This window comes from Methanoregula sp. (assembly GCF_049518935.1).
In the GTDB taxonomy this organism is placed as follows: Archaea; Halobacteriota; Methanomicrobia; order Methanomicrobiales; family Methanospirillaceae; genus Methanoregula.
Window position 1 is genome coordinate 114,620 of sequence record NZ_JBEKRH010000001.1, and the last position, 26,528, is coordinate 141,147.

Genomic DNA, 26,528 nt, shown 5'->3' on the forward strand with positions numbered 1-26,528 from the left:
GGGAATAAAATAATCCGGCACGGTGATCGTATCCAGCTGAATTTCGGGGGCTTTGTATCTCTCTCAACAGTAGACTGGCGGGGCAGGTCGGCCTGTACCGTCTTTTTCCGGGGATGTCCCCTGCGCTGCTCCTATTGCCAGAACGAGGCAATCCAGACGGGCAGCGATCTCCGGGAGATCGAAGAGATTACCGATATGATCAAAACCTCGTCCCCGTTCATCAGCAGTGTTGTCTTTTCCGGGGGGGAGCCCACCCTGCAGAAAAACGCACTCCTGGAACTGGCCAGGTTTGCAAAAAAACAACACCTTAACGTAGGTATCCAGACAAACGGCCAGTTCCCGGCAACGCTTGAGGCGATTATTGCGGAGAAACTGGCAGATAAAATCGCCATTGATTACAAAACCCGGTGGGAGGGATTTTCGTCAGTAACGGGTGCTCAGGTCGCGGTATCCCGGAACAACTACCAGAAAAATATTAAAAAATCCATCGCGATCTGCAAAAAAGCCCTTCGGGAACAGGAGCTCAGTGAATTCGAGATCGTGATAACCGTTTTCTATGAGAATGAGGATTACATCAAAGAGATCGCTACCCAGATCGGCACTGTCCCCCTTGTTCTCCAGCAGGGCGAGCACAAGATCGGAGCCCTGGATGGAACAGTATCTGATATCAGTCATGGGGAATATATCAGTAAACGAAGAAGTCTCCAGGAACTGCATCCCCCTCTGACACTGGCGGATATCAAGAAGATTGCTGACGAACTTGGCAGGACCGTACGGATACGAACACGAGAGGTCGGAGAGATAACCTATGAAAGTGATTGGCGTTGTCGGGATGCCCGCAAGCGGCAAAGGTGAATTTTCCAGTATTGCATCCGGCATGGGCGTTCCGGTCATTGTCATGGGGGACATGATCCGCAGGGCCGTAACAGACGCAGGGCTGGAACCGAATGACAGGAATTTCGGAGCTACGGCCAACCGGCTCCGGGCCGAACGGGGCATGGACGCGATCGCCCGGCTCTGTGTTCCGGAGATCCAGCGCCAGACCGCTCCGCTCGTCCTTGTCGACGGGATCCGGGGCGATACGGAAGTTGCTCTCTTCCGGAAGCAATTTCCCGGGTTTACGCTCATCAGCATTGAATCCTCTTTCGAAGACCGGCTCGCAAGGATTACAGCCCGGGCCCGGTCTGATGATTTTTCAACGGCAGAAGAACTTCGTACCCGGGACACCCGCGAACTTGGCTGGGGACTCGGCAATGCACTGAAAGTCGCGGACATCCAGCTTGAGAATAAAGGAAGCCTGCCGGAATTTTCCGAACAGGTCCAGAGCCTCCTGCGCGAACTGGGGGGAACCCGGTGACCGCCGCTCCCTATTTTTCCTCCTCTGCCAAAGTCTGGGACGATATCACCTGGGTCTATGGTATCGAAGAAGCCGGGTATGGAGGATGGGAGATCGTCAGTGACGGGAACTACCGGCTGGAGAACCCGGACTGTTTCAAAAAAGTCCAGGAGATGCTCGCCACGACCGGGCTCGGTGCGTCCGTCCATGCCCCGTACGGTGACCTGAACATCGCCACCCTCAACGACCCGATCTGGCGGGAGTCCATCCGCCAGCTCTGTACCTGCATCGAGCACGCAGCCCCGCTCACCGACTGCGTCACCATCCATCCCGGTTATATATCGCCCATTGGCAAGATGATGCCCCAGAAAGTCTGGGAACTCCAGAAAGAGGCACTCCACAAGATCGGCCGGTGTGCAGCAGAACATGGCGTGCTCGCCTGCCTTGAGAACATGATAAGCGTTAAGGAATTTCTCTGCCGGCTACCGGAGGAACTGATCGGCATGACCGAAGGGATCGAGGGAATTGGCATAACATTTGATTTCGGCCACGCGAATACGATCGGGAAAGTCCCGGAATTCCTGCACTATATCGACAAGGCCGACCATATCCATATCCATGACAACCACGGTATGTCGGACGAGCACCTGCCACTCGGGGACGGTATGATTCAATGGGACACCGTGGGAAAAAGTATCTCTGCCAGATACCGGGGCAAACGGATTGTCATTGAAGGACGGTCCATTGAAGAAGCAAAGAAGAGTCTTGCCGTGTACAGGAGATATTTCGTATGAGTGACGAGCAAATGCGAATTACTATAGTAAAATCCGTGGCAGGATTTTATGTGAGCGGTGAGCCAAGGCGAAACGTCTCAGAAAAATCAACAGGAGTGAATTTTCCATGAGCGGTGAGACCCTCCACGTCTACTTCCTCGGCACCGCCGGTGCATTGCCCACGCCGTCACGCAACCCGCCCTGCATCATGATCCGCCGGGGCTCCGACACCCTGCTCTTTGACTGCGGAGAGGGGGCACAGCAGCAGATGATGCGATCGCGCTGCGGGTTCACCGTCAACGCAATATTCGTCTCGCACTGGCACGCCGATCACTTCCTTGGTATCTTCGGGCTTGTCCAGACGATGTCATTCAATGGCCGGACAGAGCCCCTGACCATCTATGGCCCGGAATGGGTGCACGAGTTTGTCAATACCCTCAGGCACGTGGCCCGGTTCAACCTGAAATTCCCGCTCGATGCGGTAGAACTCGGTCACGGTTCATGGGTGCGATTCGACGGATATACGATCACGGCATTTGCCGCAAACCACGGGCTCCCGTCACTTGGCTATATTCTCGAAGAAGATCCCCGGCCGGGCAGGTTCAACCGGGAGCAGGCAATTACCCTTGGCGTTCCCCCCGGCCCGCTCTTTGGCAGGCTCCAGAGAGGTGAGAAGATAACCATTGGTACGGGCGATATGGCAGTCGGGATCCGCCCGGAACAGGTGATGGGTGAGCCACGCCCCGGCCGTAAGATAGTGTATACCGGGGACACCCGGGCAGTCTATTCCACGATCCTGGATATGGCCCGGAACGCTGATCTCCTGATCCATGATGCAACCTATGATGATTCGGAAATGGCCCGGGCTGCAGAGTTCTACCACGCTACGGCTGCGCAGGCTGGAGAGGCTGCATCTGCCCTCAATGCACATACGCTGGTGCTCATCCACACGAGCTCGCGGTATACCGATGTCCAGGCCCATGCTTCGGATGCACGGAAAAAATTCGCCGGCCCGATTCTCATCCCGAACGATCTGGACATGGTTGAAGTGCCGTTTCGTGACTGAATTCAAAAACCGTTAGTACCTGTTTTCTGTAACCATTGTCCCGGTTCTTCACCTGTTGCAGATAACAAGTAAATTAAACATTCAGGCACTCATTGATACTCATACAGAGCATGCCGGTATCCGCGCGACGTTGTCGATACCCGATACCATATCGCAACAATATGCCGTTTCGCTGTGTGTGGTGAGTGTGAAATATGCAGAATACTGATGAAAATGATGTCCTTGTCTCCAGGCTTGGCAATGGCTGTGACCTTGCCGATGTCGAGGAAGGTAAGGTCTACCAGGGAAAAGTCCAGGGTTTTGCAACCTTTGGTGTGTTCGTCCAGCTGAATGACCGGATCAAGGGTCTTGTGCACAAGAGCAATATCAAGGCCGAACACAAGGAGCGCGATTCTATCCTTGTCCGGGTCCGCCAGATCCGGCCGAACGGGAACATCGATCTCGAAGAGGTGCTGATTCAGGTTTATCAGGTCCAGAGCATTGAGCGAAAGTCGACGACCGTCCGTATCTCCGACCTTGACGACAAGGTGGGCAGGACCGTAGCCATTGAAGGGGAAGTCGCCCAGATCAAGCAGACCAGCGGCCCGACCATATTCACCGTTATCGATGAGACCGGCACGCAGAATGCTGCTGCGTTTGTCGAAGCCGGCGTCCGGGCATTTCCGGAAGTGGAGCTGGAGAACATCGTCAGGATCATCGGCGAAGTGATGATGCGCAACAACCAGCTCCAGATCGAGGTGGACGCGATCACGGTCCTGACCGGAGAGGATTCTGACGCAGTAAAACTCAGGATCGAGAAGGCTCTGGATGCACGATCCGAGCCTGAAGAGATCCCGTTACTCGTGAAGAGCGAAGTGATGGAAAAACTCCGGCCCGAGATGCGTAAAGTCGCAAAACTGATCCGGAAGGCGGTCTTCACTTCCCAGCCGATCATCCTCCGCCACCATGCGGATGCGGATGGTATCTGCTCGGCAGTCGCCATTGAGCAGGCCGTGGTCTCCCTGATCCGGGAGTCCGGCGGGGACTTCGATGCAGATTACTACCTCTTCAAGCGGGCACCCTCGAAAGCACCATTTTACGAGATCGAAGACATCACCCGAGACCTCGACTTCTCGCTCAAGGACCATATCCGCTTCGGCCAGAAGATGCCGCTCGTCCTCCTTACCGACAATGGATCCACGGAAGAGGATGAACCGTCTTACAAGATCGCCAGCGTCTACGATATCCCCTTCATTGTTGTCGATCACCACCACCCGGATGCGACCATCGACAAATACCTCCTTGCCCATGTCAACCCGTACCATGTCGGGGGAGACTTCGGGATCACGGCAGGAATGCTCGGCACGGAAGTCGCCCGGCTGATCAACCCCAAGGTTGAGCCGGTCATCCGCCACCTCCCGGCAGTTGCCGGTGTCGGCGACCGGAGCGAGGCCCCGGAACGGGCACTCTTCCTTGCCCTTGTCCGGGACCAGTATCCCGAACAGGCCTGCAAGGATATCGCCCTTGCCCTGGACTATGAACAGTTCTGGCTCCGGTTCAATGACGGCCGCGAGATCATCAAGGATATCCTCAACATTACCGGCAACACCGAACGCCACAAAAAGCTTGTCGCTCTTCTTGTTGAAGGGGCAAACACCATGATCGAGGACCAGATGAGTGCCTGTATGCCCCACGTGGTACCGCGGGTACTCTCCAACGATGCCCATCTTTTCCTGATTGATGTCGAGATCCATGCCCACAAGTTCACGTTTCCGCCACCAGGCAAGACAAGCGGGGAAGTGCATGACCGGCTCTGCCGCCAGAATGCCGGCAAGCCCGTAGTCACCATCGGTTTCGGACCGGACTTTGCAGTCCTGCGATCCCGCGGGGTACTCATGAACATCCCGCGGATGGTCAGGGAACTCCGGGTCGAGATCCCCGGCGGCGGAATCAGTGGCGGCGGGCACCTGGTAGTCGGCAGCATAAAATTCGTGGAAGGAATGCGCGGAGTCGTCCTTGAAGCGCTTATCAAAAAGATCGCTGATGCCCAGGTCCAGCTGGCCGTCCAGTAACTTTTTTTTAGTAATTCCGATTATTTTAGCCTGAAAATACCCGGATCGGCTGTTAAACGGGAGTTCTGGAAATAACGCAACCTGCGGGCGAGATATAATCTTTCTGGTCGAAATCGCGGCCAGGTGAAAAAAACAGGACAGGATTTTTGTCAGGATGGTTGGATATTTATATATAGGAGTTGATCTATATGAGTTTTAAATGCTGAGGCACAACATGTCAACCACCAAAAAATTACGTGAGACGTACAATGAGACCCAGCACAAGATCGTTTTGTACCTCAACTCCGGTATCACCAAGGGAAAGCACTATTTCAAATCCAAATATATTGCAAAAGACCTTGGCCTGTCCCCCAAAGAAGTTGGTACAAATATGGCAATCCTTGCAGATATCTGCAAGGAGCTTGATATTATCCGCTGGAGCTATTCGAACAGCACGACGTGGATGGTCACGCCACGTGCCATCTGAAATCCAATCATACCACCCTTTTTATCATGACAAAAGTTCTGGAACTCGAATCAGAGATAGAATTTGTTGCAAGCATCAACGACAACAAGGATTGCCTGATGTCACAGGATCCAACCCAGGATAATCCCGATGCGCTCTGGTTCAACATCGACATACCAAAAGGGCATACATTGAAAGCCGGGGACAAAGTACGGGTCACCGTTGAAAAGATCTGATTGTCCCCGACACCTGCACTTCTTCTTTAAAATTTAAAAAAAACAATCCCGTATCAAACCATTATACCTGTGGCTTGTAATACTGGTCGTAATAATCCCGCGGAGTCTCCAGACGGATGGTATAACTGTCGATGTAGTTCGTGGTGATGATCATGTACATATCTGTACCTGACGTCTCGATCACCCGGTACAGGTTTCCACGGTTTAAGATCTCCTCACCGTTAATCACTGTACCGTTGGAAGCATAACAGAGGGCCATTTTGAAGTCCCCGTACTGGGGTGTACGGTTGGCGATTACCGTTGTATTGATGACCCATACCGGGTAGGGAACAAGGAATTTCTGGGTCAGGCCGCCACGGCTGTCATCGATATACGCAAAGGTGACCATCTCACGGTTCCGGATCGCTACGTCGCTTGCCCCGAATATATCCATATTATCCAGCATCTTGAAACGCGGATAGGAAAACGGGTTGCTGGTGTAAAAAATCCGGTACGGAGGGGCTGTGGTGGGTTCCGGCGTGGGTGTTTCACTCAGGGATTGGAGTGTGGTGGTGACCACAGGCATTGTTGTGACGGGTGCCGGGGTTTCTGTCGGCAGGGGGGAGGGTGTTGGCGTTGGCGCAGGAGATGCGAAGCCCGACAGGTAGTGAGGATTTGCAATGAAGGCGATAATGATGACAATCACCAGTCCACCGACCAATGTCAGGATATCGCTGCTTTCCACAAGTAGTACTGGAATGGAACCTAAAAAAACATGACGATTTTAAAAAAAATGCTGATTAGTACAGCTATTTGAGCAGGAACAGTTTCCCCGCCTCATCAGCCGGTGGATACATGAGCCGTGAAATCCGAAGGCTGACAGTTAGTCGGATGTATTATTATCCAAACAGAGAACATGCATGGGTATGGAGTTACCCGGACTTCGGACATGGGTGGTTTTTTACCTCATCTCCTTTGTTGTCCTGCTCTGGGCCGCATTCCTTTCGGCACAGGGTGCGATGCTCTGGGTAAGCCTGTTTCTCGTCCTCATCATCATCGGCGTCAATTTTGTCACGGTGCTGAACCAGGTAAAGATGCATGCAGCGAGAAAAGAGTTCCAGCGGAACCTGACCAGCGGATTTGAGCGTGGAACGGATACCGAGGCAAAAGACGGGGAGGAAAAGAACCACTGAAAAGTCAGCAGTGCAGGATACTTACTCCTTTTTCACAAACACTTTCTGCACCGAGTGCTTTGGGGCAAACAGGTTCTCGACCTGTCGTCCGAGATACTCAGTCTTTCCCATGATATAATACCCATCGCTGACCAGTGCCGTATGAAACTGCCGGGCCAGGTCGTCCTTCTGTTTTTCGGTGAAATAGATCGTCACATTCCGGCAGGTGATCAGGTCAAGCCATTTTGCTATAGGTTCTCCCCCCATAAGGTCATGGGGACGGAACCGGATCATTTCCCTGAGATGCGGCTTGACCTGGTAATTCCCGTCGGGGAGTTTGATGAAGTGACGGTGGATCTGCGATTCTGAGAGTTTCACCATCGCTTTTGGGGTATAGATTCCTTCCTGTGCCTTTGCGAGCACGATCTTGTCGATATCGGTAGCATAGATCTGGCCGGAAAGTTCCTTATTCTGGGCCATGAAATCGTGCAGGATCATGGCAATGGAGTAAGGCTCCTCCCCGGTTGAGCAGCCTGCGCACCAGATACGCAACCGCTTGCGCTTCCTGAAAAGATCGGGCAGGACTTCCTTTTTCAGTATCTCATAGACATCATTGTCCCGGAAGAACTCCGTTACATTGATCGTGAGTGCTTTTCGCAGGACTTCCAGTTCCGGTACGTTCGCCTTGAGATATTTGAGGTAATCTTCATAATTTGTTGTGTTGGTGGATCGCATCCTTGAGAGAAGCCGCCGCTTGATATAATCCTCCTTGTAATTCCCGCACTGTATCTTCAGTACCTGTTCGATATATCGTTTGAGAGCGGCAAAATCGTCCATAACCATCCACGCAGTCCTGTCCCCGAATCTCCTTGTTTTCCCTTAATACTTTGCTCACCAGAGGACCGGTTCAGGTGAGTTTGAACTGTTCCATCATCTTGCGGCTCTGCTCTGCCATTGCCGAGAGCTCGGAGGATGCGCTTGCAATCTCCTCGGTCGAGGCGCTCGTCTCTTCGGCCAGGGCTGCCATATCTTCCATGCGCTGCTGGTTTTCTCCCGTGAGCTTGCTGAATGACTCAATACCGGACATCAGCTGGCCGGTTGCCTGCGCCTGGTCCTCGGTCGCCTTCGTAATCTCACTCACGCCGGCCGAGACGATGTTTGCTTCTGATATAATCATGTTCAGGGACGCAACGGTCCGGTTGACACTGTCAATACCCGCCTTGATCTCCTCAAACGAATTCCTCATGGAAGTCGAAGTCTGCTCGCTCTTGCTCTGGATTGCACGTATCAGGCTCTCGATCTGGCTGCTTGCCTTCTTGGACTCACCAGCGAGGTTTTTCACTTCGCCGGCGACGACAGCAAACCCGCGCCCGTGTTCACCGGCCCGCGCCGCCTCGATGGCCGCGTTCAGGGCCAGCAGGTTGGTCTGGTTGGCAATATCCGTAATGAGGTTCACGATCTTTGAGATCTGGCGCATCTGGTCGTTAAGGGCAGTGATCTCATCCACACTCTGCTTGGAGATCGTCTCCACGATCTGCATCTTGCTGGTGGCAAGCTTGCCAATCTCCGCTGCCTGTGCACCTTCCTTTGACGCCTTTTCGGCATGAGTCATGACATCGTGCGAGGTGCTGGCAATCTGCTCGATGGATGCAGAGATCTCAGAGACATCATTGGAGATCTTCTGGATGCTGTTGATCTGGGTCTTGGCATTGTCCGTGGATCTCTGGCTGGAGAGCGCCACCTGTTCTGTGGCCTTTGCAATCTCTTCGGTACTCCTGATAGTATCATTAATCGTTAAATCGAGCCGTTTTACCGCATCGGTGAGGCCGACAAGGACCTTCTGGATCGCATCGGCAGCGGCATTATAATCGATTTTTAGCCGGACAAGCGGATCTGCATCATCAATGCTCAGCCGGAACGTGAGATCGCCAGCTGCAATCTTTGTCATCGCGGTCTGGAGATCTGCTGCGCTGACCGTGAGGAGTTCCGCATTCGCCTTTGCATTGTCCATCATCTCCACGATCTTTGCTTCCTGCTCGCGCTGGACCGTGATATCATTATATACGCAGAGAATTGTGGTGAGATCCCCTTTGGCATCGAGAATGGGGATGCCATATTGCTCAAGGATACGCTTACCCGAGGGGAACTCGATGGTTACCTGGCCGAAACTTCGTTTCTTATCGGTAAGCACTTTTTTGAGGCCCTCGCCTTTCTGCTCAAGGATCCTGAAATCCTTTGCATTCATGGCAAGGAGGCGTTTCTTGTCAATGCCGGTCAGGACAATATAGGCCTCGTTGGCCATGAGGATTTTGAAGCCGGGATCCATCAGCATGATCGGCATCGGGTTCTGCATAACGATGATATCGGAGCGCTGCTTGAGGTTAGCCACTTCCTCCATCTTCTTCTGGAGTTCCTGCTTGCTGGCCTCCTGGCCGGCAACGAGCGCATTGATCTCATCCAGCTTTTTCCGGTCTTCCGTGATATCGTTGTAGACAATCAGGATACTGCCCACATTGCCGGTTGTGTCATGGATAGGGATACCATACTGCTGGAGTCGCCGGACCCCGGACGGGAATTCTACAAGCACCTCGCCTTTCGAACGCTTCCCATCATTTATCACACTTTTGAGTCCTTCGCCGGACTGCTCAAGCACCCTGAAGTCGTGGAGGGTCTTTTTCTGGAGATCGGCCCGACTGATCCCGCTCAGGGTGATGTATGCCTCATTGACGACACGGATATGGAAGCTTTTGTCAACCAGCAGGATGGGCATCGGGTTCTGCTGGACAATCGTCTCGGATCTCTCCCGGAGCTGCTCGATCTCGCTGTTCTTCTTTCCCTGCGCTGTGATATCATTGTAGACAAACAGCAGGGATGTGATGGTTCCATTTCCGGCAATGACCGGTATACAATATTGTTCCAGGATGCGCTGGCCGGAGGGAAGCTCGACCGTGACCTGGCCAAAGGAGCGGCGTTTCTCCTGAATGGCCACCTTTGCACCCTCACCGGTCTGGCTGGTGATCCGGAAGCCTGCAAGGCTCGTATTCTTCAGTGCATCTTTTGCAATGCCGCTCATCTGGACATACGCGTCATTGGCTTCAATGATGGAGAAGGCAGGCGTAGTGACCAGCATGGGAACCGGGTTCCTGCCTACCATCAGGTCCAGGCGGTGGCGCAGGTCTTCGATCTCCTGGTCATACCTGGCCTGCTGGTCGCTTCCGGCAGGAGAGGAAACCGATGCAAACGGAACAGTTGCCGGGACAGGGATCTTCTCATACTGCGTCAGTTTCCGGAGTGCCTGGTTCACGGCAGATATCAGGGTAATATATTCTGCGCCAAACCGGGTTGCTTCAAGGGGACTTACCGTAGTTCCTGCAACCCCGGCAGAAAGTGCTGCGGCAATTTCTTCATTCAGCTGCCTGACATGGGCCGCAATCTCTTCTGAAGAACCGGCCTGTGCCGGCGCGTTTGGTATCGCTCCGCTGAACAATGCTTTTCTTCCTGGTCGTTCCGTCATTCCTGGTTCCTCCCACTTAATCCCGGTACTTCATCCTGTGACAACGCCTGGTCCCCCTCATTTACGCTTGTGCAAGATCCCTGATCACTTTCTGCATATCGATCCATATGATCAGGTTCTTCTTGACACTCTCTCCTTCCACGGCTTTCATCTTGATGATCCCCTTGACGAACGAGGAGAAATCGGATGAGAAACCTTCGCCGATATGATCGATATCGGCCTCGGAAATCTGCATGACGCTGCTGACGTCATCGACAATGATGCCGACATTGCTCCCTCCCGCAGCTTCCGGCACAAGGACGATAATCTTCTGGTTGCTGCGGACCTCTTTGTCTGCAAGGCCAAGCAACGTGTTGAGATTCATGATATTGGTGATCTCGCCACGGAGATTGATCACACCGGAAATATAGGGGGGGGCCCGGGGGATGGGAGTGATGGGGATCATCTCCACGATCTCGCGTGCCAGCTGGATATCAAGGGCATACCGTTCCCCGCCCAGTTCGAATTCCACCACATCAATTGTTTCAGCCATGCTTCACCTGACTTTGAATGCATCCATCATCGTTTTCAAGCGTTCAGCCATGCCGGCCAGTTCGGTCGTGGCACTGGCAATCTCCTCGGTGGAGGCACTGGTCTCTTCAGCGAGTGCCGCCATATCCTCCATCCTCTCCTGGTTTTCACGGGTGATGGTTCCGGTTTGTTCTATGCCCTGCATGACACGGGTGGTGGCTTCTGCCTGGTCCTCGGTCGCCTTGGTGATCTCCGTTACCCCTTGTGCCACGACGTTGGATTCAGCGGTGATCCGGGTGAGGGTCTCGAGAGTTTTGTTCACGCTCTCGATGCCGGTCTGGATCTCCTTGTAGGAGCTGTTGATGGCAGCAGCCGTCTTGTCACTGCTCGTCTGGATGGACTGGATGAGACTTTCGATATGGCCTGTTGCAGTCTTGGATTCCTTGGCAAGATTACGCACTTCGCCGGCAACAACGGCGAACCCACGGCCATGCTCGCCTGCCCGTGCGGCTTCAATAGCCGCATTCAGGGCGAGGAGATTTGTCTGGCTGGAGATATCGGCGATCATCTTGACAATATTGGAGATCTCTTTCATCCGCTCGGTAAGCGCGGTGATCTCAGCCACGCTTTCACCGGCAATTTTCTCCACGTTCTGCATCTTCGCTGTTGCAACTTTCCCCAGTTCCGCCGCGGAGTTCCCGTCCGCTGCCGCCTTCTGCGCATGGTCCATGAGGGAATGCGAGGTGCTTGCGATCTCCTCGATGGAGGCCGAAAGATCAGAGATGTCCTTACTGACTTTCTCGATCTCCTCAATCTGCTTCTTGGCGCCGTCCGCGGATTTCTGGGTGGAGATCGCCACCTGTTCCGTGGACTTGGAAATTTCCTGCGTACTCTTGCTGGTATCTCCGGTAGTCATCTCCATCTGGTGGATGGATTTACCCAGTTCAATGACCAGGTTCCGGATGGAGGCTACAGCGGCATTGTAATCCTTTTTCAGTGCGATGAGGGGATCGCCTTCAGCAATAGGGGCATTAAAACTGAGATCCCCTTTTGCAATGGCAGCAAGACCGGTCTCGAGCACCACTGCACTGGATGAGAGTGCCTCTGCCTGCTTCTTTGAGCTCTCCATCAGCTGCTGGACTTCCTGCTCCTTTCTCCGCCGGTCAGTAATGTCATTATAAACAACAAGGAGGCTTTCGACATTTCCTTCAGCATCGAGAAGGGGGATATAATACCATTCGAGCGTGAGGGTTCCGGCCGGAAATTCGATGACAGACTCACCCTGGCTGCGCCGTTTTGACCGGATCGTAGTTTCAACACTTTCTCCCTTGTTCTTCTGGAATTTGAAGTCCTTCATTGAGAGAGAGGCAGCCCGGTCCTTCGAGTACCCGGTCAGCTTGAGAAATGCCTGGTTTGATAAGACCAGGTTGAGCGCAGTATCGATGGTGAAGAGCGGGTACGGATTCTCCTGGAGGATACGGTCGACCCGCTGCTCCACTTTTTTGATGTCATCCATCTTCTCCTGGAGTTCCGTATATTCGATGAAGATGAAAAAGGCAGCATCAACGTCGCCGTTCTTGTCAAGAAGCGGGATGGAGTTGAGTGTCAGGTATTTTTTTATGCCGTCAGGAAATTTTACCAGAACCTGCGTGGCAGTAGGTTTCTTCGTTTCGAAACAGGCATAGTAGTGTTCACCCGAAAGGATGGTGACATCGTAATCCGTCATCTTCTTTTTCATCAGTTCGTCATGTGTCCCACGCCAGAGAGTCTCATATTTCTTGTTGATAAATATCCGTGCCCGGTTTTTGTTGATAATGGATATCGCAAGCGGGTTGAATTTCATCATGATATCGGCACGGTTTTTCATTTCCGTGGTCTTCCCGAGCTTCTCGATGAGCCGGTTTGCAGCCTGTGCAAGAGGTTTGAGTTCAGGGCCAGCAGTGTTTTCGTCTACCCTGACCGATAAATCTCCTTCTCCCGCTCGTTTCAGTATTGCTTCAATGTCTTTTACGTCCATTTCATCACTTCATCTGCAATGGTTTTGTATGCCGTGCCTGCGCTGCTGTCCGGTGCAAAATGCGAGATCGGCAGCCCCCGCTTCTGGGATTCATAGATAAGGGGGGAATACGGGACGGTATAAACGGTACGGAACAGCCGCTGGATCTCAAAGAGCATCAGGTGCAACCGCTCGTGTTCTGTTTTCTGTTCTTCAGCAGCCTTGATCTCTGACGGCGTTGGTGCTGGTTTTTTGTAAAAAAGACTCCTGATGCGGAAGAGGAGATCCTGTGGCTCATATGTGGCCACTTCCGGGCATGCCGCCCCTTCACTCCACCGGGTGACGATGGCCATGGCAGGGAGGATCTCTTTTCCCAGCTCTTCTTTCATATCACCAAAAATCGTCGAAAGCGTAGATACGCCTTCAAGGGCAAAGGTTCCGGAATCGAGGGTAACGATGATATAATCAGCGGCATAGAGCCCGTTGATCACCAGCTGGCCCATGCTTGGGGGTGTATCGATCAGGATGAAATCGTACTGGTCCCGGGTACCGGATAACCTCTCCCGGAGGATACCGGCCCGGTTCTCCATCCGGTAGAGGGCCGGGTCTGCACCAACAAGATCGAGATGCGAAGGGGCAAGATCGATCCCGGAGGGGGTTTTCTTTATGATCTCCTCGATCGGGGTTTTGGGAAATCCTTCCACCCCGCTCAGGAAGACATCGTACATGTTCCGGCTGACTGCCTGCGGGCCAAAGCCAAGCCCGACCGTGGCATTTGCCTGGGGATCACAATCGACAACCAGCACTTTTTTCCCAGCCTTTGTTAAAAAACCGGCAATATTGAGGCAGGAGGTCGTTTTTCCTGTACCTCCTTTATGGTGAGAAAAAGTAATGATCGGTATACTAACACCTGATGGAGATTTTATTATCCGAAGGTATAATAAGATATGTTTCACATCCGACCGGTAATTTCTGGATTCTGCGGATATTGCGACAATTTTCTTCTTCTTTTCAGGTACTGCCTGAATTTTGCCAACATAGCATGTTTTTTGCAGGTTTCACCGTAAAAGGCAACACATCACACAAAACGGATCAGCAACGGATCACCAGTAGGGGGATTTGCAGGGAAATCCCATAGGATTTTATGGTTGCGGGTTTTTACATCTGGATAATGACCGGGCAGGTGCGTCTTTTCCTTACAGCAGGCACGATCCTCGTTCTCGCCCTGCTGTGCACAGGATGCCTTTCCATGAATGTCGGCGATGCTTCATACCGGAACCGCTCCGTCATGGTCCAGATCACCAATACCGGTGAACCTGCTGATGTTACGGTCCAGGTAACCGCCTACCGGATACAGGACCTGCACCAGCAGATGTACACGATAGCCGGGGCGCCTGCCACAATCCGTAATGGCGAAACGGATGTAATGGTGCCGGTCGAACTCGAACCCGGGACCTACAAACTCTATGTCTATATTCTCAGGGATGGCGACCGTAAAACCGCGGTGATCCGGGATATCACGGTGTGAACATCATGCCACCCGATAAACCGGACCTGCTCGATGCAGCCCGGGGACACTCCCCCGCCGATATGGTTTTTAAAAATGCCACTATCTTCAACCCGTTCACCGGTGACTGGCGGGAAGGAGATCTGGCAGTGAAGAACGGCATAGTACTCGGAACCGGCACCTACACCGGCCGATCTGAACGGGATTGCGCAGGCCTTTTCATCATTCCCGGCCTGATTGATGCCCATGTACACATTGAAAGTTCCCTCCTGACCCCGCAGGAATATGCCCGCCTCGTGGCTCCGTGCGGGACCACCACCGTTATAGCCGATCCCCATGAGATTGCCAACGTAGCCGGGGTGGCAGGCATCGAATTCATGCTTGCAGCCCGGCGGGACGCCGCCATAGACATCCAGTACATGCTCCCGTCATGCGTTCCTGCGGCTCCCCTTGAAAAAGGAGGGGCGATCCTCGAGGCACCGGACCTCCGCCGGTTTATTGGCAGAGAAGGGGTTCTCGGTCTTGGAGAGATGATGAACGTTCCAGGTGTACTATCCGGTGATCCCGGCATCGCACACAAGCTCGCCCTGTCAGCAATCCGTGACGGGCATGCCCCGGGGCTTTCCGGCAGGGATCTGAACGCCTACCTCCTTGCAGGACTCCAGAGCGATCATGAATGCACAAGCCTTGCCGAGGCCGAAGAGAAACTCCGGAAGGGGATGTACATTTTTCTCCGGGACGGATCAACCGAGCAGAATATCGAAGCTCTCATACCACTCGTTACACCGTTTTCGGTCTCCCGGTGCTGCTTTTCAACCGATGACTGCCACCCCGACCTGCTGATGCGGCAGGGTCACATTGACCGGTGCATCCGGAAGGCCATAGCGGCCGGGCTTGCACCGGAGCTCGCGATCCGCATGGCCACACTCTCCCCTGCCGGGCGGTTCGGGCTTCATGACAGGGGGGCACTTGTACCGGGACGCCGGGCGGATCTCTGCATTATAGATGATCCGGAACAGTTTGCTATCAGGCAGGTCTTCTGCGGGGGCAGGGAGATCCGTTCTTCCCGACAAACACGGTCGGCACCCTTCCCGCCATCGATCCATTGCCAGGTCCCGTCACCCGCGACCATCAGTATTGCCGGTACCGGTCAAACCCGGGTGATTGGCCTCGTGCCCGGCCAGATCGTAACCGAATCGCTCCGGTATGAGATTGACGGCAGGAATATCCCGGATACCAAACGGGATATCCTGAAGGTAGTGGTCTGCAACCGGTACGGTACCGGGAAATGCGGCACAGGACTGGTTCATGGGTTCTCCTTCCGGCAGGGCGCCATCGCGGCCAGCATCTCCCACGATGCCCACAATATCATCGCTTCCGGCGTGAGTGATGACGAGATTCTGCTTGCCATCAGTTCCGTTATCCAGGCACAGGGAGGCATGGCTGCGGTCACCGGTACTTCGGCAGAGGTCCTCCCGCTTGATTGTGCCGGCCTGATGTCGACGCTGCACTATGAGGATGTGGTGTCACGGCTGGATCGTATCAGCACCGTCACACACGAGATGGGAGGTATCGATAATCCGTTTATGTACCTCTCGTTCCTGGCACTCACCGTCATCCCGGCCCTGCGCATTACCGACCGGGGAGTATTCGATTGCGGGGAATTCAGGGACGTGCCGTTGTTCGTTGAATGATACACGGGCAGGTAGTGCGAAAAACCTATCGCCAGCATCCTGGAGTTCTGAACAGGACCTTGGGAGATTCCTCCGGGGATCAGGGGAACAATAAAATCAGCACAACACCCAGCACCATCAGCCCGGCACCGGATACCCGGCGCAGGATCTCTTTTTCCCGGAACACGAGCGTCCCATAGACGACCGTGAGGAGAATGCTTGTTCGTTTTATGGCACTCACATACGGCACGATCTGCAGGAGGTACGCCTGGTTAATGGCGATGGTTTCAAGTGTCAGCAGAATACCGACAATGATACTTGCTGCGGCAAGATCCCGCCATGCGCCATGGGTCCGACCAGTCTTGGTGAGAGGGGGTGCTTCACCGGCCTTTTGGCCGGGATCCCGGCCCCCGAACCGTTTCAGGAGGAAAATGACCATGAATGCACTGCCCAGCAGGGAGAAGACCAGGCCGGATCCGAATACCGTATCGGAATTCTGGACCACCATCTTGTCAAAATTAATGACTATGGCGTACAGGAACGCAACTACGAGCATGGAAAAAACACCGGGATCCCTGATCATGGCCCGGAACGGGTCCATGAGGCTGGTATGCCCGTCGGCAGTGTTCAGGACATACGAGCCGGCAGCGATGACGATGATCCCGAAGATCCCGGCCAGGGACGGGATCTCGTGGAGGATCAGTGCAGCCGTTCCGATGAGAAAAAGCGGCGTGAAGGCAAGCATCGGGACTGCAAGGGAGATCTCCGTAGAACGGAGTGCCCGAAAAGCGATCGTAGTGCCAATGATGTTAAGGATGCAGTCAGCAGTGACTGCAAGGAGGAAGTCCGGTCCGGGAACCGGTATACCCCGGAGCAGAGAGAGAGCCAGCAGGCAGATACCTGCACATAAAAAACCGGCTGCGGCAAGAAGATCGGGTTCCAGGGTCTGGAGGAACTTCTTGTTCACGATATAGTACGCGGCATCGGCGCCGGCACCTATCGCGGAGAGAACAGCCCAGAACATGGAGATCGGATCAGGAAAAAGTATGCGGTTCTTGCTTATCGGGCTTCGGATCAGGGGAATTCCGCTATCGTGCAGAGATCTTACACAATTGACTTATGGTGCCAGAGGAGCAAGCGAATGCACCCATTCCTCCGTGGTCAGGACACGGGAGAACCGCATCTGCTGGGTGACGAGAATCGCCCGGTGGAGATCGCTGTCGCTGATCGAGCCGGCGCTGTTCGTAACCGACAGGGTACCGGTGCCGTCCGAGAGAAATTTGACGGCATATCCACGTTGGAATGCCTGCCGTGCCGTAGTGTCACAGCACATCTGGGTCATATATCCTGCGATCGTCACGGAGACAATTGCATGATCCATCAGCCACCGGTCGAGATTAGTGCCCGTAAAACTGCCCGGCAGGGTCTTCTCGATCAGCACCTCCCGCGGCCTCCGGGCGACCTCCGGGTGCAGTTCCCATCCGGGAGTACCGTACCGGAACGCCGGTGCATCCAGCGCATGGTTTGCGTGCTGGATCACTACTACCGGGATTTGTGCTGCGTGTGCTGCATCCATGGCCCGCAGGATATTGGCAAAGCTGCCCTCCGGGAAGGTTACCGGAAGGTTCCCGGTAAAATATTCGTTCTGGACATCAATGACGAGCAAGGCTTCCTTCATCGCAAACTCTCCTCAAAGAATGTTGTCTTGTCAAGTTCCATCCGGTCAAACATGATCTCTTCTCCCTGGATCTCTTCGGTGCATTCCCCGGTATGCCGGAAATGGAGGTCCTGGTACAGCTTCCGGGCCCGGGGATTGTTCTTCCGGACGATCAGCCGGATTGTATCGATTTCCGGTTTGGTGAACCCGTGCAGGAGCATCATCCGGGCGAGCGCCGTTCCCAGTCCCTGCCCGAGCTTTTCCGGGTGAAGCGCGATCCGGAGTTCCGCTGTGGCGGGGGGCTCACGGGCAAGGATCGCAAAACCGGCCATGGTCCCTGCCTTCTCCGCTACAACGATGTCGGTCCCGGGCCGCGGGTAATATTCATCGAGCCATCCCCCATCCCGGAGGGAGTAGTCGAGACCGGCGAATTCAGGAGGATACGGAGGCCAGGCCTTGACAGCGGGGATATCCTCGATCCGGATGTTCCGGTACCTGATCATCACGCAGTACTATTGAGAAACCGGAGAAAAAGAAGATTCCGAAAGGAGGTTTCTCATCCCATACGCCAGGGAAAAACCGGATTTCTGTTAATTATCCAGCAGGTCATTGTGCGTTTCCATGAGAAGATCCCGGTCGATATGGCGGACCGTGCCAAACCCCCGGGATACTGACTGCCCGATCCCAAGGAAATCCGGGATCCGCAGATTGGACTGGAACTTCCCCAGGAATACCATGATGTTTTCATCATCAATCCGGTCTCTTCTGAACCGGACCTTTGCTTCGCAGGTTATCGGCGAGGGGGGCTTATAGTCGAGCGATTTTGCCAGCGCATTGAGATGCCCGAGCAGGAGCTTGTGCATAAAAGCATCCCGGTCGGGTTTTCCCTTAAGATCGTAGAATTTTTTTGCATTCTGCTGGTTCAGCGCAAGCCAGGGCGTCTGGAACTCGTATGTGTGCGGAGAGCTTGTTATGCCAAACTCCTCATTTCTGATGGCGCTGTCCCGCCCGGTGATGATACAGGCATTCGCACCGGCGAGGATCGTATCCCGGCCTTCCACAAACCGGTGGAGAAGACCGGCACCCTGGCTGATACCGATCACTATGAGTTCATTTTTGATGTATTTGCATTGTATAGCCTGGTAGCGATGGATACAATCGCTGTCGGTGTTCTTGTTGAGCAGGGCATACGCAGCAAGCTCTTTATTGAAAAATGAACGGAGATCTTCAGGAGTGAACCGGAGGGGGTTTGCCGGTTCAAGGGTGAGAGTGAAGATGCGGAGGAACATAGCGTCAGAACCAATGCAGGGTCAGATCAGATAATCATGCCTTGTCCGTCAGACAGGATCCCGGTGCCGGTAGTATGCGAAGACGTGGAAGGGTGTGCAGGAGTATAGGGGGGGAGGGTTCCCGTCACATCAGCAGAGGGATAAATTCCCGGAACCGTTGTTGAATTGATGGGTATGGCAATCGTTGCATTCACCGTTTCATTCGGGGAAGTGATTTCTACCGGTGTTGCCGCCAGGGTCGGTACAGGTCTCAGGATAAATTCCCTTACAACTCCGCAGTCGTGCACGATCCGGTAACGACCCGGGGCCCAGCCCTCGGTGACAAACCGGTACGTGGTGGTCGAAGCACCGGGTCCAAGGGAGGATTTTTGCGAATTGTCCGGGGTCTCGTTCCCCATCCTTATCCCCCAGGCCCCGTTGATGCCCTGGAATTTCACCGAGAACTTCGGCGGATCGCCTGCGCAGTCGAGCGTTCGCGACCCATCGTTCCTGACGGTGAACTCCACGACCTCGCCGATATTGTAGACGTCCGTATCCATGTGGATAAAGGATGACGTCGCGTCCGGCTGGTGGATGGTGACCTTGTAGGAGTCGACGGGAAATTCTCCTGCAGGAATGGTGACCGCAGGAGTAACGTTCTGTCCGGGAAAGAGCGTTGTGCAGCCGGCAACGATGATGAAGATGATCGAAATGACGAACAGAATGATAACGGAGCGGTGCGGGGTCATGGACGGGTCACCCGTATTCTGCGGGATTTCTCTACAGAGTGTCAGTCCGATCGGGTAAATATGTTATGAGTACCCGGGGATTGCCGGAATGGGACCGGTTTACGTACGAGCGGGAAAAAAGGGTGCGGGAAGATACTCACCGGATTTTTTATCCATTCAGTCGTAGTCCTGTGATATCCCGAATTCATTTCACTAAGTGGCGGCTGGGTAAAACCACGTCTGGTGCTTCAAAATTTTTCGAATTACGATGGTGACCCCCTCTCTCCCCCAGAGGGGGAGACAGCCCAAGGGGTGCGCCCCCGTGACCCCTCAGCAAAAAAATATTTTACCGGACCCGTTGCAGAATTTTTTTCACAAAATTTTTCCCGCGCCAAAAATAGTTTCCAAAAAATTTTTCAGAAAAATTTTCCAAAAATTTCCCGGCCTGGCTCCAACAAAATCCCGGCACCGGAATCCCCGTCTCTCACCCTGTAAACCCCCCAGTACCCCACCTCCCGTACCCCCGTTTTCCGGATCCGGGCCATTCCCAATCCGAGCCTTATACGGACTCAGATTCCCCGGTTTTCCGGAACGGAGCCCTGTACGAGCCCGTATTGGGATCCGCCAACCCCCTGTTTAGTACGAAAGTCCTGGAAGATTTTCACAAACAGGGGGTCCGGATGATCGTTTCACGTCGGTATATGACGATGTACTGCAAATTCTACGACGTCTGACGGGTCGTCAGATCAGAAAGAGGTAAAGAATCCGCAGGATTCTTCGACGTGAAATCCAGCATCCCCTCCAAAACAGTTATAGCATGCACCGGTTCACGGGACGGGTCATGGGACTGGCTGAAACCCGCGGAAGCCCCTTTTCGCCCCTCCAAATACTGCCAAATACTGTCTCATGTTCTCCGACGTAAAAATGGGAAAAACTCCTGAATTATTACCTCATTTTCCGGAATTATTGCCTCTGAATCGGGAAAAAGGGGGAAAAGAAGCCCGCAGCATTGAGATTTGGGAGGTACTCTCAACGTGGCCATTGCCCGGGGTGGGACCGGTACCTGACCCGTCACAGGTTATCTTACCTGTCACAGGTATCCTGACCCGTGACAGGTTTTTTGTGGAGTCCCGATCTGCACTAATATGTTTGGGGGATACCAGGCAAACCTGGAGTGGGGGGCAGGGAGACGACTGCCCGGTAATCCCGTGCCAGTCATCCCGGCAGTTCTTCGTCACAGCACCTTCGTCCCGGTCACCGCCCCGAGCAGGAGGATGATCACCGGCTGGTGCACGATATAGATCAGGAGCGAGTGCCGGCCCAGGAACGCAAGCGGCTTTTCAAAAATTTCCGGCACCCGCGGTGCCGTGAAGTGCCGGACGCCCTCCCCGTACAGGAATTCACCGGCGCCCATGCCGAGCAGCACCACGCCAAAGAACGGGAAGAGCGGCGTGTAGTCCACGGTCACGAATGATGCGGCATGGATGCCGAGCGGGAGCAGGAGGAGCGGGATGATCGCGCCGGTCAGGGTCCAGGGGATCATGGGAGCGTACCCGACCGACCACGCACCCGCCGGCTGGATGCCGAACGGCTGGAGCCAGACCGGGCCGAGGCTGCCGATTACGAACCAGCCGATTAAGATGCAGACGAGCCCGATCGCAATATTGTATTTTTTAAACCGGAAGAAGAGCGGCGAGAGCATCACCGAGATCCCGATCAGGTGCAGGATGCCAAAGAGGATGAAGCCCTCGCGGAGGTAGAACCAGGTGGCGGCCGTGATACCGAGGCCGAGAAGGAAGATCCCCGCCCCCCGGAGCAGGAATTTTTGTGCGAGGGCAAACCCGGCCAGGTGCCGGGCGGCCCTCGCGTGGCTCACCACGAGCGATACCCCCACGACAAAGAGGAAGAGCGTGGCGGTGGCAAAGGCAAAATACCGCCAGAAACCGCTCTCGACGTTGACCGGGGCGATCCCGAAGAAACTGATATCGAAGAGGGTGTGGAAGAGCACCATCATGAGGATTGCGATCCCGCGGAAGAGATCGATCTCCGCGAACCGCGATTCCCCTGCCATACAGAATTATCGTCGTTGCCGGGTCATATGTGTTATGCACATATTCCTTTGGGTCATATTCCGGGATTTGCCGGCATGCAATGTTCCTTAAATGCCGGCTGCTACATCTTTTTACAGGTGAAGTGATCGCATGGCAGCCAATGGAGACGAACACGTCATTGAAGCGATAGGGAGATGCCGGATCGTGATCCGGGACGGGAAGGTGGTCGAGGTGGGGGAGCCGCAGATCAGGGACTGCCCGCTTGCAAAACGGTTCGCGTACCCGATCCCGGATATAAAGAAAGAGTCCGTGAAGGCGAACATCGAGCACCGGATCAAAGCTTTCGGCATGTGTACCCCGGACCGGGAAGTGCTTGACAACCGCGAGTTCGTCGGGTTCGGCGCATCCGAGATCCTCAGTTTCAGCCTCGCAACCGGTGCACTCGATGCGGTAGTCCTCGCCTGCGATGGGGCCGGGACGGTCGTTGTCACAAAACCCGCGATGGTGCAGGGCATTGGCGGGCGTATGTCGGGACTCTGCAAAACCTCCCCGCACCGGGCCGTGATCGAACGGATCGAGAAAGACGGCGGGTTTGTCCTCGACCACAAATATGCGGCAATGGACCAGGTAGCCGGTGTCGCGCTCGCCGTGGAGAAGGGGTTCCGGAAGGTTGCGGTCACCGTCGCCCTGCCCGGGGACGCGGAGAAGATCCGCAGGATCCACCCGGAAACCCTCATCTTTGCCGTCCACGTAACGGGCCTCACCCCGGAAGATGCGGAGGTGCTGGCGTCAAACGCGGATCTCATTACCGGGTGCGCCTCAAAGGCGATCCGGGAAGTGGCCGGGCCAAAAGCGCTCCTCCAGGCCGGCATCACCATCCCGATCTTTGCCATGACGAAGAGGGGAAAAGAGCTGATCATCGGGAAGATCCGGCAGGGCAGCGAGCAGGTCCTCATCAAGCCCACCAGACTTCCATCCCTTTCCCCCGATCAGCCGGGGCCGCTGGTCTGATCCCCTCCCGCTTTTTTTAGATCTGATTTTGCAAACACTAATCAGGGCCGGAGCCCAGAATTCGTATAAGGGACACCAGAAACCGTCTCGTTTCCCTTATATATGGTGACAGATCATGACAGAGAAAAAGATTGGTGATGCAGAAAGAGTGCTCGAAGGCGGCGTACTGGCCATAGGAAAAGGAGCCCGCGGGTTTAACGAGGAGTTCATGGATTTCCTCCAGAAGTACCAGGTGATCGGCCTTGCGGTTGCATTTGTCATAGGAACGGCTGCAACGAAGCTGGTCAACTCAACGGTGACCGATATCATCATGCCGATTGTTGCTGTGGTTACCCCCTCCGGCAGCTGGCAGACCTCAGTACTCGAGGTTGGTCCGCTGAAATTCATGATAGGGGATTACGTGGGCGCGATCATCGACTTTGTGATCATTGCCCTGGTGATCTTCCTTGCCGTGAAGTACGTGATGAAAGGCGATGTGAGCAAGAAGATCTGAACTTTTTTCCCGGGTGATTTTTCGCTTGACTCGTGGATTATTACCTGTTTCCGCACACAAAATTTCAGAACCGGTAGTTTTTTCTCCTGTACTTCGACTGGACCCCGGTCGCAGTCAATAGAATATCTTACAAAATTCATAGCCAGGTTGTGAATGCGGGTCCAGTCGCAAGTCGAAGAACATCTGACGATGTTCTTCTCCTCCTCCTGGACTGATGTCCAGTCGCAGATCGCAGGAGGTCGTTTAAGATTCACCGCATCCTTTGGGAGGGATGTCCAGTGGCATCTTAATCTTCATCTTCATGGAGTGCCAACACTATCCTGCATGGACCCGGCAATAATTGATACCATCATGTTCCTTGCGGCAGGGATTTTTGCCGCTGTTGTTGTCCATTTTGTCTTCGTCTTCCTCAAGAAACAAGCGGAGAAGACAGAGACAATGATGGATGACCTCGTGGTGCACTCGCTTGCTGCACCGCTTACCCTCCTCGCGTTCTTCGTTCCATTCTTCTTCGCGATCAATCACCTGATCGATCTCTTCCCGCAGTACCAATGGATCTCGGATGCAAACTTCCTCCTCTCGGGGTATATTCTCGCAGGGACCTGGATTGTTGCCACATTTCTCGACGAGTTTTTACGGATCTATGGCAAGGCCCTTGCCGAGACAACCGAGACCGACCTTGATGACCGGATCGTGGATATTCTCCAGAAGATCGGGAAGTACATCATCTGGTTCACGGGAATCCTCTACATCATGACCCTGTACAACATCAACATCACGCCGCTCATTGCCGGTGCAGGGATCATCGGCATTGCCATAGCACTCGCTGCACAGGACCTCTTCTCGAACTTCTTCGGCGGTGCGGTCATCATCACCGACCAGCCGTTCAAGGTAGGGGACCGGGTGCTGATCAACGATGTGCTCGGCGACGTGATCCATATAGGGCCCCGGAGCACCCGTATAATCACGCTCGATTCAGATGTCGTGACCATTCCCAATACAAAGATTGCAACGAGTGTGGTCCATAATTACTCGCTGCCAAACCCTCAGGTCAGGATCCAGATTCCGGTAACGGTCTCATATTCCGTTGATATTGCCCAAATCAAAAATGTGCTTGGCGAGATCTGCGACGAGGCAGTAAAGAACCGGCCGGACATCATCGCCAAAGATCCCCACCCCACAATATACCTCATGAAGATGGACAAGTCCACCATGACGTTCCAGATCACGGTCTATGCATCCGGGTTTTTGTATAACACCATCATCCTGGACTATATGAACGTCCAGATCGTTGAGCGGTTCCGGAAAGAAGCGATTCTCTTATCCTGAGGATTATTGCAACATACTTCCTCAATTTTCATCAACCAATTTCTTTAAGATGCCAAAAGAAAAACCGTAGTGGAAACAACCGGAGCGGTCCCTGGTGCACAGGCACCCGGGATTGTCCGAATCGGGAAAACCATGAGATACCTCACGCACATTCTCCTCCTTGCCGTTCTCTGCACTGCACTCATCCCCCTCACCGGGGCTGCGGATACCGCAGCCGGTACCGGGGCCGGTTACATCACGGTCACCAACCCGCCGGTTGCCGATTTTTATACCAGTACCCGGTACGGTCCTTCGCCATTTACCGTCAGTTTCTCTGACACGTCACGGGGCTACACGCCCATGACCTGGCACTGGGAGTTTGGCGATGGCACAGGCTCGGAGATGCAAAACCCGGCGCACACATACCAGTCTGACGGGGAATATACGGTCCGTCTGACCGTCACCAACCAGTATGGCTCGGATACTAAGACGGTTGCAGGGTTCATCGGGGCCGGCAACCCGCCGGAAGCGGACTTTTCCGCCACGCCGCTCAATGGCGATATTCCTCTCACGGTCACCTTTACGGACATTTCAAAGGACAGGCCCGCTGACTGGAAGTGGGACTTCGGGGACAGCACAACCTCATCGGTGCAGAACCCGACGCATGCCTATACGCTCCCGGGTACCTATGATGTCAGGTTGAAAGTGAGCAACAACTTTGGCAGTGACGCTCTCTCGAAGACGCAGTACATCAACGCGAGCCGGCCGATTCCGGTACCGGTGATCGTGCCTGCAGCCCCGGCCAAGGCTCATGCCGGCGGGATCGTTGGCCTGATCCAGGACGCAAAAGGCACTACGGACAAAAACCTTCCCACGGCGGCATTCATCCCCCCGCAGTTCATGGCGCTCGCGGCAATGCTCACGAGCCTTGCCGTTGTATTGATCCAGTTCCTCCTCGCCCACATCAGCTCCCTTATCCAGATCGGAGAAAAAGTAGCCAAGTTCTTTGCCGATCTTGCCGGGGGCCATGCGGTCGAGAAGATCAGTGACCGTGAGATCGAGGCCCGGGGAATAGAAGTAAAGAGGAGGGAACGCCACTTCTTTGGGCTCTCGGCTACAGAGATCCTTGTCGTTGAGGCTGCAGTCGTCATGGTGGCGGTGGCGTTCCTGCTGGCGGATCGCGCAGCTCTCACCCTGCAGATGGTACTCATCTATATGCTGGTCGGTGCAGTCTCGGTCATACTCCACGATTTTGCCCACCGGTATTTTGCGAACCGGTACGGCCACGATACCGATATCCAGTTCTGGGGCCTTGGCACCGTCATCATGTTCCTGACGGCCTGGCTCTATGGCAATGCCTTTGCCCAGTCCTACCGGAACCTCGTAGACCGGGATGAGAACGGGGAAGAGACACGCGAGCTGGGAATCGAGATGGCAGCAGGACCGGTTGTCAGTGTCGTCCTCATGCTGGTCTTCCTGTTCATGGTGCAGTTCGGCGGAGTCTGGACAATCGCCGGCGGTCTTGGGTTCACCATCAACCTCATTACCGCGGTCTACAGCCTGATGCCCATCTCCACGATGGATGGCAGTGCAATCTGGAAGTGGAATCGCGTTCTGTACCTTGTTCTGTTCATTCCGCTGATCGCGTTTTATTTCTTCACATTCATGCTCGTATAACCTTTTTTAATGAGTAAACAGGCATATGCCCTTCACCGGGGTAAGTGATACCCCGGACCGGTTACGTGGGATATATC

At 54.3% G+C, this 26,528-nt stretch carries 26 protein-coding genes; 14 read left to right on the plus strand and 12 right to left on the minus strand.

The features are described 5' to 3' along the window. The first annotated feature begins 36 nt into the window (after positions 1–36). The 7 genes from ABSE13_RS00515 to ABSE13_RS00545 all read left to right on the plus strand — a co-directional run bounded on the left by ABSE13_RS00515 (position 37) and on the right by ABSE13_RS00545 (position 5,907). Positions 37–855, plus strand: coding sequence for an anaerobic ribonucleoside-triphosphate reductase activating protein (locus tag ABSE13_RS00515; protein WP_424026789.1), 819 nt, complete (start codon positions 37–39; stop codon positions 853–855). Further along, entirely contained in the window at positions 809–1,357 is a 549-nt protein-coding gene (locus ABSE13_RS00520; RefSeq protein ID WP_424026521.1) for a dephospho-CoA kinase, read from the plus strand. The genes ABSE13_RS00515 and ABSE13_RS00520 overlap by 47 nt, the downstream gene beginning before the upstream one ends. Continuing rightward, positions 1,354–2,130: a sugar phosphate isomerase/epimerase family protein gene (locus ABSE13_RS00525; RefSeq protein WP_424026522.1), complete on the plus strand. Its 777-nt coding sequence runs from the start codon at positions 1,354–1,356 to the stop codon at positions 2,128–2,130. Before ABSE13_RS00520 ends, ABSE13_RS00525 begins: the two co-directional genes overlap by 4 nt. 106 nt (positions 2,131–2,236) lie before the next feature. Then, positions 2,237–3,175, plus strand: coding sequence for a ribonuclease Z (rnz, locus tag ABSE13_RS00530; RefSeq protein ID WP_424026523.1), 939 nt, complete (start codon positions 2,237–2,239; stop codon positions 3,173–3,175). A 194-nt stretch (positions 3,176–3,369) separates the two neighbouring features. Beyond that, positions 3,370–5,226 carry a DHH family phosphoesterase gene (locus ABSE13_RS00535; protein WP_424026524.1) on the plus strand — a complete coding sequence of 619 codons (1,857 nt, stop codon included), beginning with the start codon at positions 3,370–3,372 and terminating at the stop codon, positions 5,224–5,226. 214 nt (positions 5,227–5,440) lie between these two features. Next, positions 5,441–5,692 (plus strand): DUF7123 family protein, encoded by a 252-nt coding sequence (locus tag ABSE13_RS00540; RefSeq protein WP_424026525.1) that lies wholly within the window; start codon positions 5,441–5,443, stop codon positions 5,690–5,692. A gap of 26 nt (positions 5,693–5,718) precedes the next feature. After that, the gene (locus ABSE13_RS00545; protein ID WP_424026526.1) at positions 5,719–5,907 is read left to right on the plus strand and encodes a hypothetical protein; all 189 of its coding nucleotides are present in this window, start codon (positions 5,719–5,721) and stop codon (positions 5,905–5,907) included. A 61-nt stretch (positions 5,908–5,968) separates the two neighbouring features. On the opposite strand, the gene ABSE13_RS00550 is transcribed toward ABSE13_RS00545, so the two are convergent. Next, positions 5,969–6,631: a hypothetical protein gene (locus ABSE13_RS00550; protein WP_424026527.1), complete on the minus strand. Its 663-nt coding sequence runs from the start codon at positions 6,629–6,631 to the stop codon at positions 5,969–5,971. Positions 6,632–6,812: 181 nt separating this feature from the next. On the opposite strand from ABSE13_RS00550, the gene ABSE13_RS00555 reads away from it, so the two are divergent. After that, positions 6,813–7,079 (plus strand): hypothetical protein, encoded by a 267-nt coding sequence (locus ABSE13_RS00555; RefSeq protein ID WP_424026528.1) that lies wholly within the window; start codon positions 6,813–6,815, stop codon positions 7,077–7,079. Between the two features lie 21 nt (positions 7,080–7,100). On the opposite strand, the gene ABSE13_RS00560 is transcribed toward ABSE13_RS00555, so the two are convergent. From ABSE13_RS00560 to ABSE13_RS00580, 5 genes are all read right to left on the minus strand, one after another. Further along, entirely contained in the window at positions 7,101–7,895 is a 795-nt protein-coding gene (locus ABSE13_RS00560) for a CheR family methyltransferase (RefSeq protein WP_424026529.1), read from the minus strand. Between the two features lie 70 nt (positions 7,896–7,965). Continuing rightward, entirely contained in the window at positions 7,966–10,572 is a 2,607-nt protein-coding gene (locus ABSE13_RS00565) for a methyl-accepting chemotaxis protein (RefSeq protein ID WP_424026530.1), read from the minus strand. Positions 10,573–10,633: 61 nt separating this feature from the next. After that, positions 10,634–11,104, minus strand: a complete 471-nt coding sequence (locus ABSE13_RS00570; protein ID WP_424026531.1) for a chemotaxis protein CheW — start codon at positions 11,102–11,104, stop codon at positions 10,634–10,636. A gap of 3 nt (positions 11,105–11,107) precedes the next feature. Beyond that, on the minus strand, positions 11,108–13,099 hold the full coding sequence (locus ABSE13_RS00575) for a methyl-accepting chemotaxis protein (RefSeq protein ID WP_424026532.1): 1,992 nt from the start codon (positions 13,097–13,099) through the stop codon (positions 11,108–11,110). Continuing rightward, a complete protein-coding gene (locus ABSE13_RS00580) occupies positions 13,090–14,034 on the minus strand; it encodes a ParA family protein (RefSeq protein WP_424026533.1) in 945 nt (314 codons plus the stop codon). The genes ABSE13_RS00575 and ABSE13_RS00580 overlap by 10 nt, the downstream gene beginning before the upstream one ends. Positions 14,035–14,249: 215 nt before the next feature. Between ABSE13_RS00580 and ABSE13_RS00585 the strand changes: the two genes are divergently transcribed. Together ABSE13_RS00585 and ade are read left to right on the plus strand one after the other, a co-directional pair. Beyond that, positions 14,250–14,606 carry a hypothetical protein gene (locus ABSE13_RS00585; RefSeq protein ID WP_424026534.1) on the plus strand — a complete coding sequence of 119 codons (357 nt, stop codon included), beginning with the start codon at positions 14,250–14,252 and terminating at the stop codon, positions 14,604–14,606. Positions 14,607–14,611: 5 nt separating this feature from the next. Next, positions 14,612–16,279: an adenine deaminase gene (ade, locus tag ABSE13_RS00590; protein ID WP_424026535.1), complete on the plus strand. Its 1,668-nt coding sequence runs from the start codon at positions 14,612–14,614 to the stop codon at positions 16,277–16,279. Between the two features lie 79 nt (positions 16,280–16,358). Here ade and ABSE13_RS00595 read toward each other — a convergent pair whose 3' ends face one another. The 6 genes from ABSE13_RS00595 to ABSE13_RS00620 form a co-directional block, all read right to left on the minus strand. Continuing rightward, positions 16,359–17,282, minus strand: coding sequence for an EamA family transporter (locus ABSE13_RS00595; protein WP_424026536.1), 924 nt, complete (start codon positions 17,280–17,282; stop codon positions 16,359–16,361). A 93-nt stretch (positions 17,283–17,375) separates the two neighbouring features. After that, positions 17,376–17,936: a cysteine hydrolase family protein gene (locus tag ABSE13_RS00600; RefSeq protein ID WP_424026537.1), complete on the minus strand. Its 561-nt coding sequence runs from the start codon at positions 17,934–17,936 to the stop codon at positions 17,376–17,378. After that, entirely contained in the window at positions 17,933–18,418 is a 486-nt protein-coding gene (locus tag ABSE13_RS00605) for a GNAT family N-acetyltransferase (protein ID WP_424026790.1), read from the minus strand. The genes ABSE13_RS00600 and ABSE13_RS00605 overlap by 4 nt, the downstream gene beginning before the upstream one ends. Before the next feature lie 87 nt (positions 18,419–18,505). Then, complete coding sequence (locus ABSE13_RS00610) at positions 18,506–19,204, minus strand: CRISPR-associated endonuclease Cas6 (protein WP_424026538.1); 699 nt, start codon at positions 19,202–19,204, stop codon at positions 18,506–18,508. Positions 19,205–19,230: 26 nt separating this feature from the next. After that, positions 19,231–19,932, minus strand: a complete 702-nt coding sequence (locus ABSE13_RS00615; protein ID WP_424026539.1) for a hypothetical protein — start codon at positions 19,930–19,932, stop codon at positions 19,231–19,233. Positions 19,933–21,145: 1,213 nt separating this feature from the next. Next, complete coding sequence (locus ABSE13_RS00620) at positions 21,146–21,982, minus strand: heparan-alpha-glucosaminide N-acetyltransferase (RefSeq protein ID WP_424026540.1); 837 nt, start codon at positions 21,980–21,982, stop codon at positions 21,146–21,148. 130 nt (positions 21,983–22,112) lie between these two features. On the opposite strand from ABSE13_RS00620, the gene ABSE13_RS00625 reads away from it, so the two are divergent. The 4 genes from ABSE13_RS00625 to ABSE13_RS00640 all read left to right on the plus strand — a co-directional run bounded on the left by ABSE13_RS00625 (position 22,113) and on the right by ABSE13_RS00640 (position 26,451). Beyond that, a complete protein-coding gene (locus ABSE13_RS00625; protein ID WP_424026541.1) occupies positions 22,113–22,973 on the plus strand; it encodes a methanogenesis marker 8 protein in 861 nt (286 codons plus the stop codon). A 115-nt stretch (positions 22,974–23,088) separates the two neighbouring features. Further along, on the plus strand, positions 23,089–23,466 hold the full coding sequence (locus tag ABSE13_RS00630) for a large conductance mechanosensitive channel protein MscL (RefSeq protein WP_424026542.1): 378 nt from the start codon (positions 23,089–23,091) through the stop codon (positions 23,464–23,466). A 153-nt stretch (positions 23,467–23,619) separates the two neighbouring features. Continuing rightward, positions 23,620–24,795 (plus strand): mechanosensitive ion channel family protein, encoded by a 1,176-nt coding sequence (locus ABSE13_RS00635; RefSeq protein ID WP_424026543.1) that lies wholly within the window; start codon positions 23,620–23,622, stop codon positions 24,793–24,795. Between the two features lie 132 nt (positions 24,796–24,927). Next, positions 24,928–26,451, plus strand: coding sequence for a PKD domain-containing protein (locus tag ABSE13_RS00640; RefSeq protein WP_424026544.1), 1,524 nt, complete (start codon positions 24,928–24,930; stop codon positions 26,449–26,451). Positions 26,452–26,528: the final 77 nt, after the last annotated feature.

Coding starts and splice junctions, on each gene's coding strand:
- ABSE13_RS00520 (WP_424026521.1), top strand. CDS start 809: ATGAAAGTGATTGGCGTTGTCGGGATGCCCGCAAGCGGCAAAGGTGAA.
- rnz (WP_424026523.1), top strand. CDS start 2,237: ATGAGCGGTGAGACCCTCCACGTCTACTTCCTCGGCACCGCCGGTGCA.
- ABSE13_RS00535 (WP_424026524.1), top strand. CDS start 3,370: ATGCAGAATACTGATGAAAATGATGTCCTTGTCTCCAGGCTTGGCAAT.
- ABSE13_RS00540 (WP_424026525.1), top strand. CDS start 5,441: ATGTCAACCACCAAAAAATTACGTGAGACGTACAATGAGACCCAGCAC.
- ABSE13_RS00545 (WP_424026526.1), top strand. CDS start 5,719: ATGACAAAAGTTCTGGAACTCGAATCAGAGATAGAATTTGTTGCAAGC.
- ABSE13_RS00555 (WP_424026528.1), top strand. CDS start 6,813: ATGGAGTTACCCGGACTTCGGACATGGGTGGTTTTTTACCTCATCTCC.
- ABSE13_RS00560 (WP_424026529.1), bottom strand. CDS start 7,895: ATGGACGATTTTGCCGCTCTCAAACGATATATCGAACAGGTACTGAAG.
- ABSE13_RS00565 (WP_424026530.1), bottom strand. CDS start 10,572: ATGACGGAACGACCAGGAAGAAAAGCATTGTTCAGCGGAGCGATACCA.
- ABSE13_RS00570 (WP_424026531.1), bottom strand. CDS start 11,104: ATGGCTGAAACAATTGATGTGGTGGAATTCGAACTGGGCGGGGAACGG.
- ABSE13_RS00575 (WP_424026532.1), bottom strand. CDS start 13,099: ATGGACGTAAAAGACATTGAAGCAATACTGAAACGAGCGGGAGAAGGA.
- ABSE13_RS00585 (WP_424026534.1), top strand. CDS start 14,250: ATGACCGGGCAGGTGCGTCTTTTCCTTACAGCAGGCACGATCCTCGTT.
- ade (WP_424026535.1), top strand. CDS start 14,612: ATGCCACCCGATAAACCGGACCTGCTCGATGCAGCCCGGGGACACTCC.
- ABSE13_RS00595 (WP_424026536.1), bottom strand. CDS start 17,282: ATGTTCTGGGCTGTTCTCTCCGCGATAGGTGCCGGCGCCGATGCCGCG.
- ABSE13_RS00600 (WP_424026537.1), bottom strand. CDS start 17,936: ATGAAGGAAGCCTTGCTCGTCATTGATGTCCAGAACGAATATTTTACC.
- ABSE13_RS00605 (WP_424026790.1), bottom strand. CDS start 18,418: ATGATCAGGTACCGGAACATCCGGATCGAGGATATCCCCGCTGTCAAG.
- ABSE13_RS00610 (WP_424026538.1), bottom strand. CDS start 19,204: ATGTTCCTCCGCATCTTCACTCTCACCCTTGAACCGGCAAACCCCCTC.
- ABSE13_RS00615 (WP_424026539.1), bottom strand. CDS start 19,932: ATGACCCCGCACCGCTCCGTTATCATTCTGTTCGTCATTTCGATCATC.
- ABSE13_RS00620 (WP_424026540.1), bottom strand. CDS start 21,982: ATGGCAGGGGAATCGCGGTTCGCGGAGATCGATCTCTTCCGCGGGATC.
- ABSE13_RS00625 (WP_424026541.1), top strand. CDS start 22,113: ATGGCAGCCAATGGAGACGAACACGTCATTGAAGCGATAGGGAGATGC.
- ABSE13_RS00630 (WP_424026542.1), top strand. CDS start 23,089: ATGACAGAGAAAAAGATTGGTGATGCAGAAAGAGTGCTCGAAGGCGGC.
- ABSE13_RS00635 (WP_424026543.1), top strand. CDS start 23,620: ATGCGGGTCCAGTCGCAAGTCGAAGAACATCTGACGATGTTCTTCTCC.
- ABSE13_RS00640 (WP_424026544.1), top strand. CDS start 24,928: ATGAGATACCTCACGCACATTCTCCTCCTTGCCGTTCTCTGCACTGCA.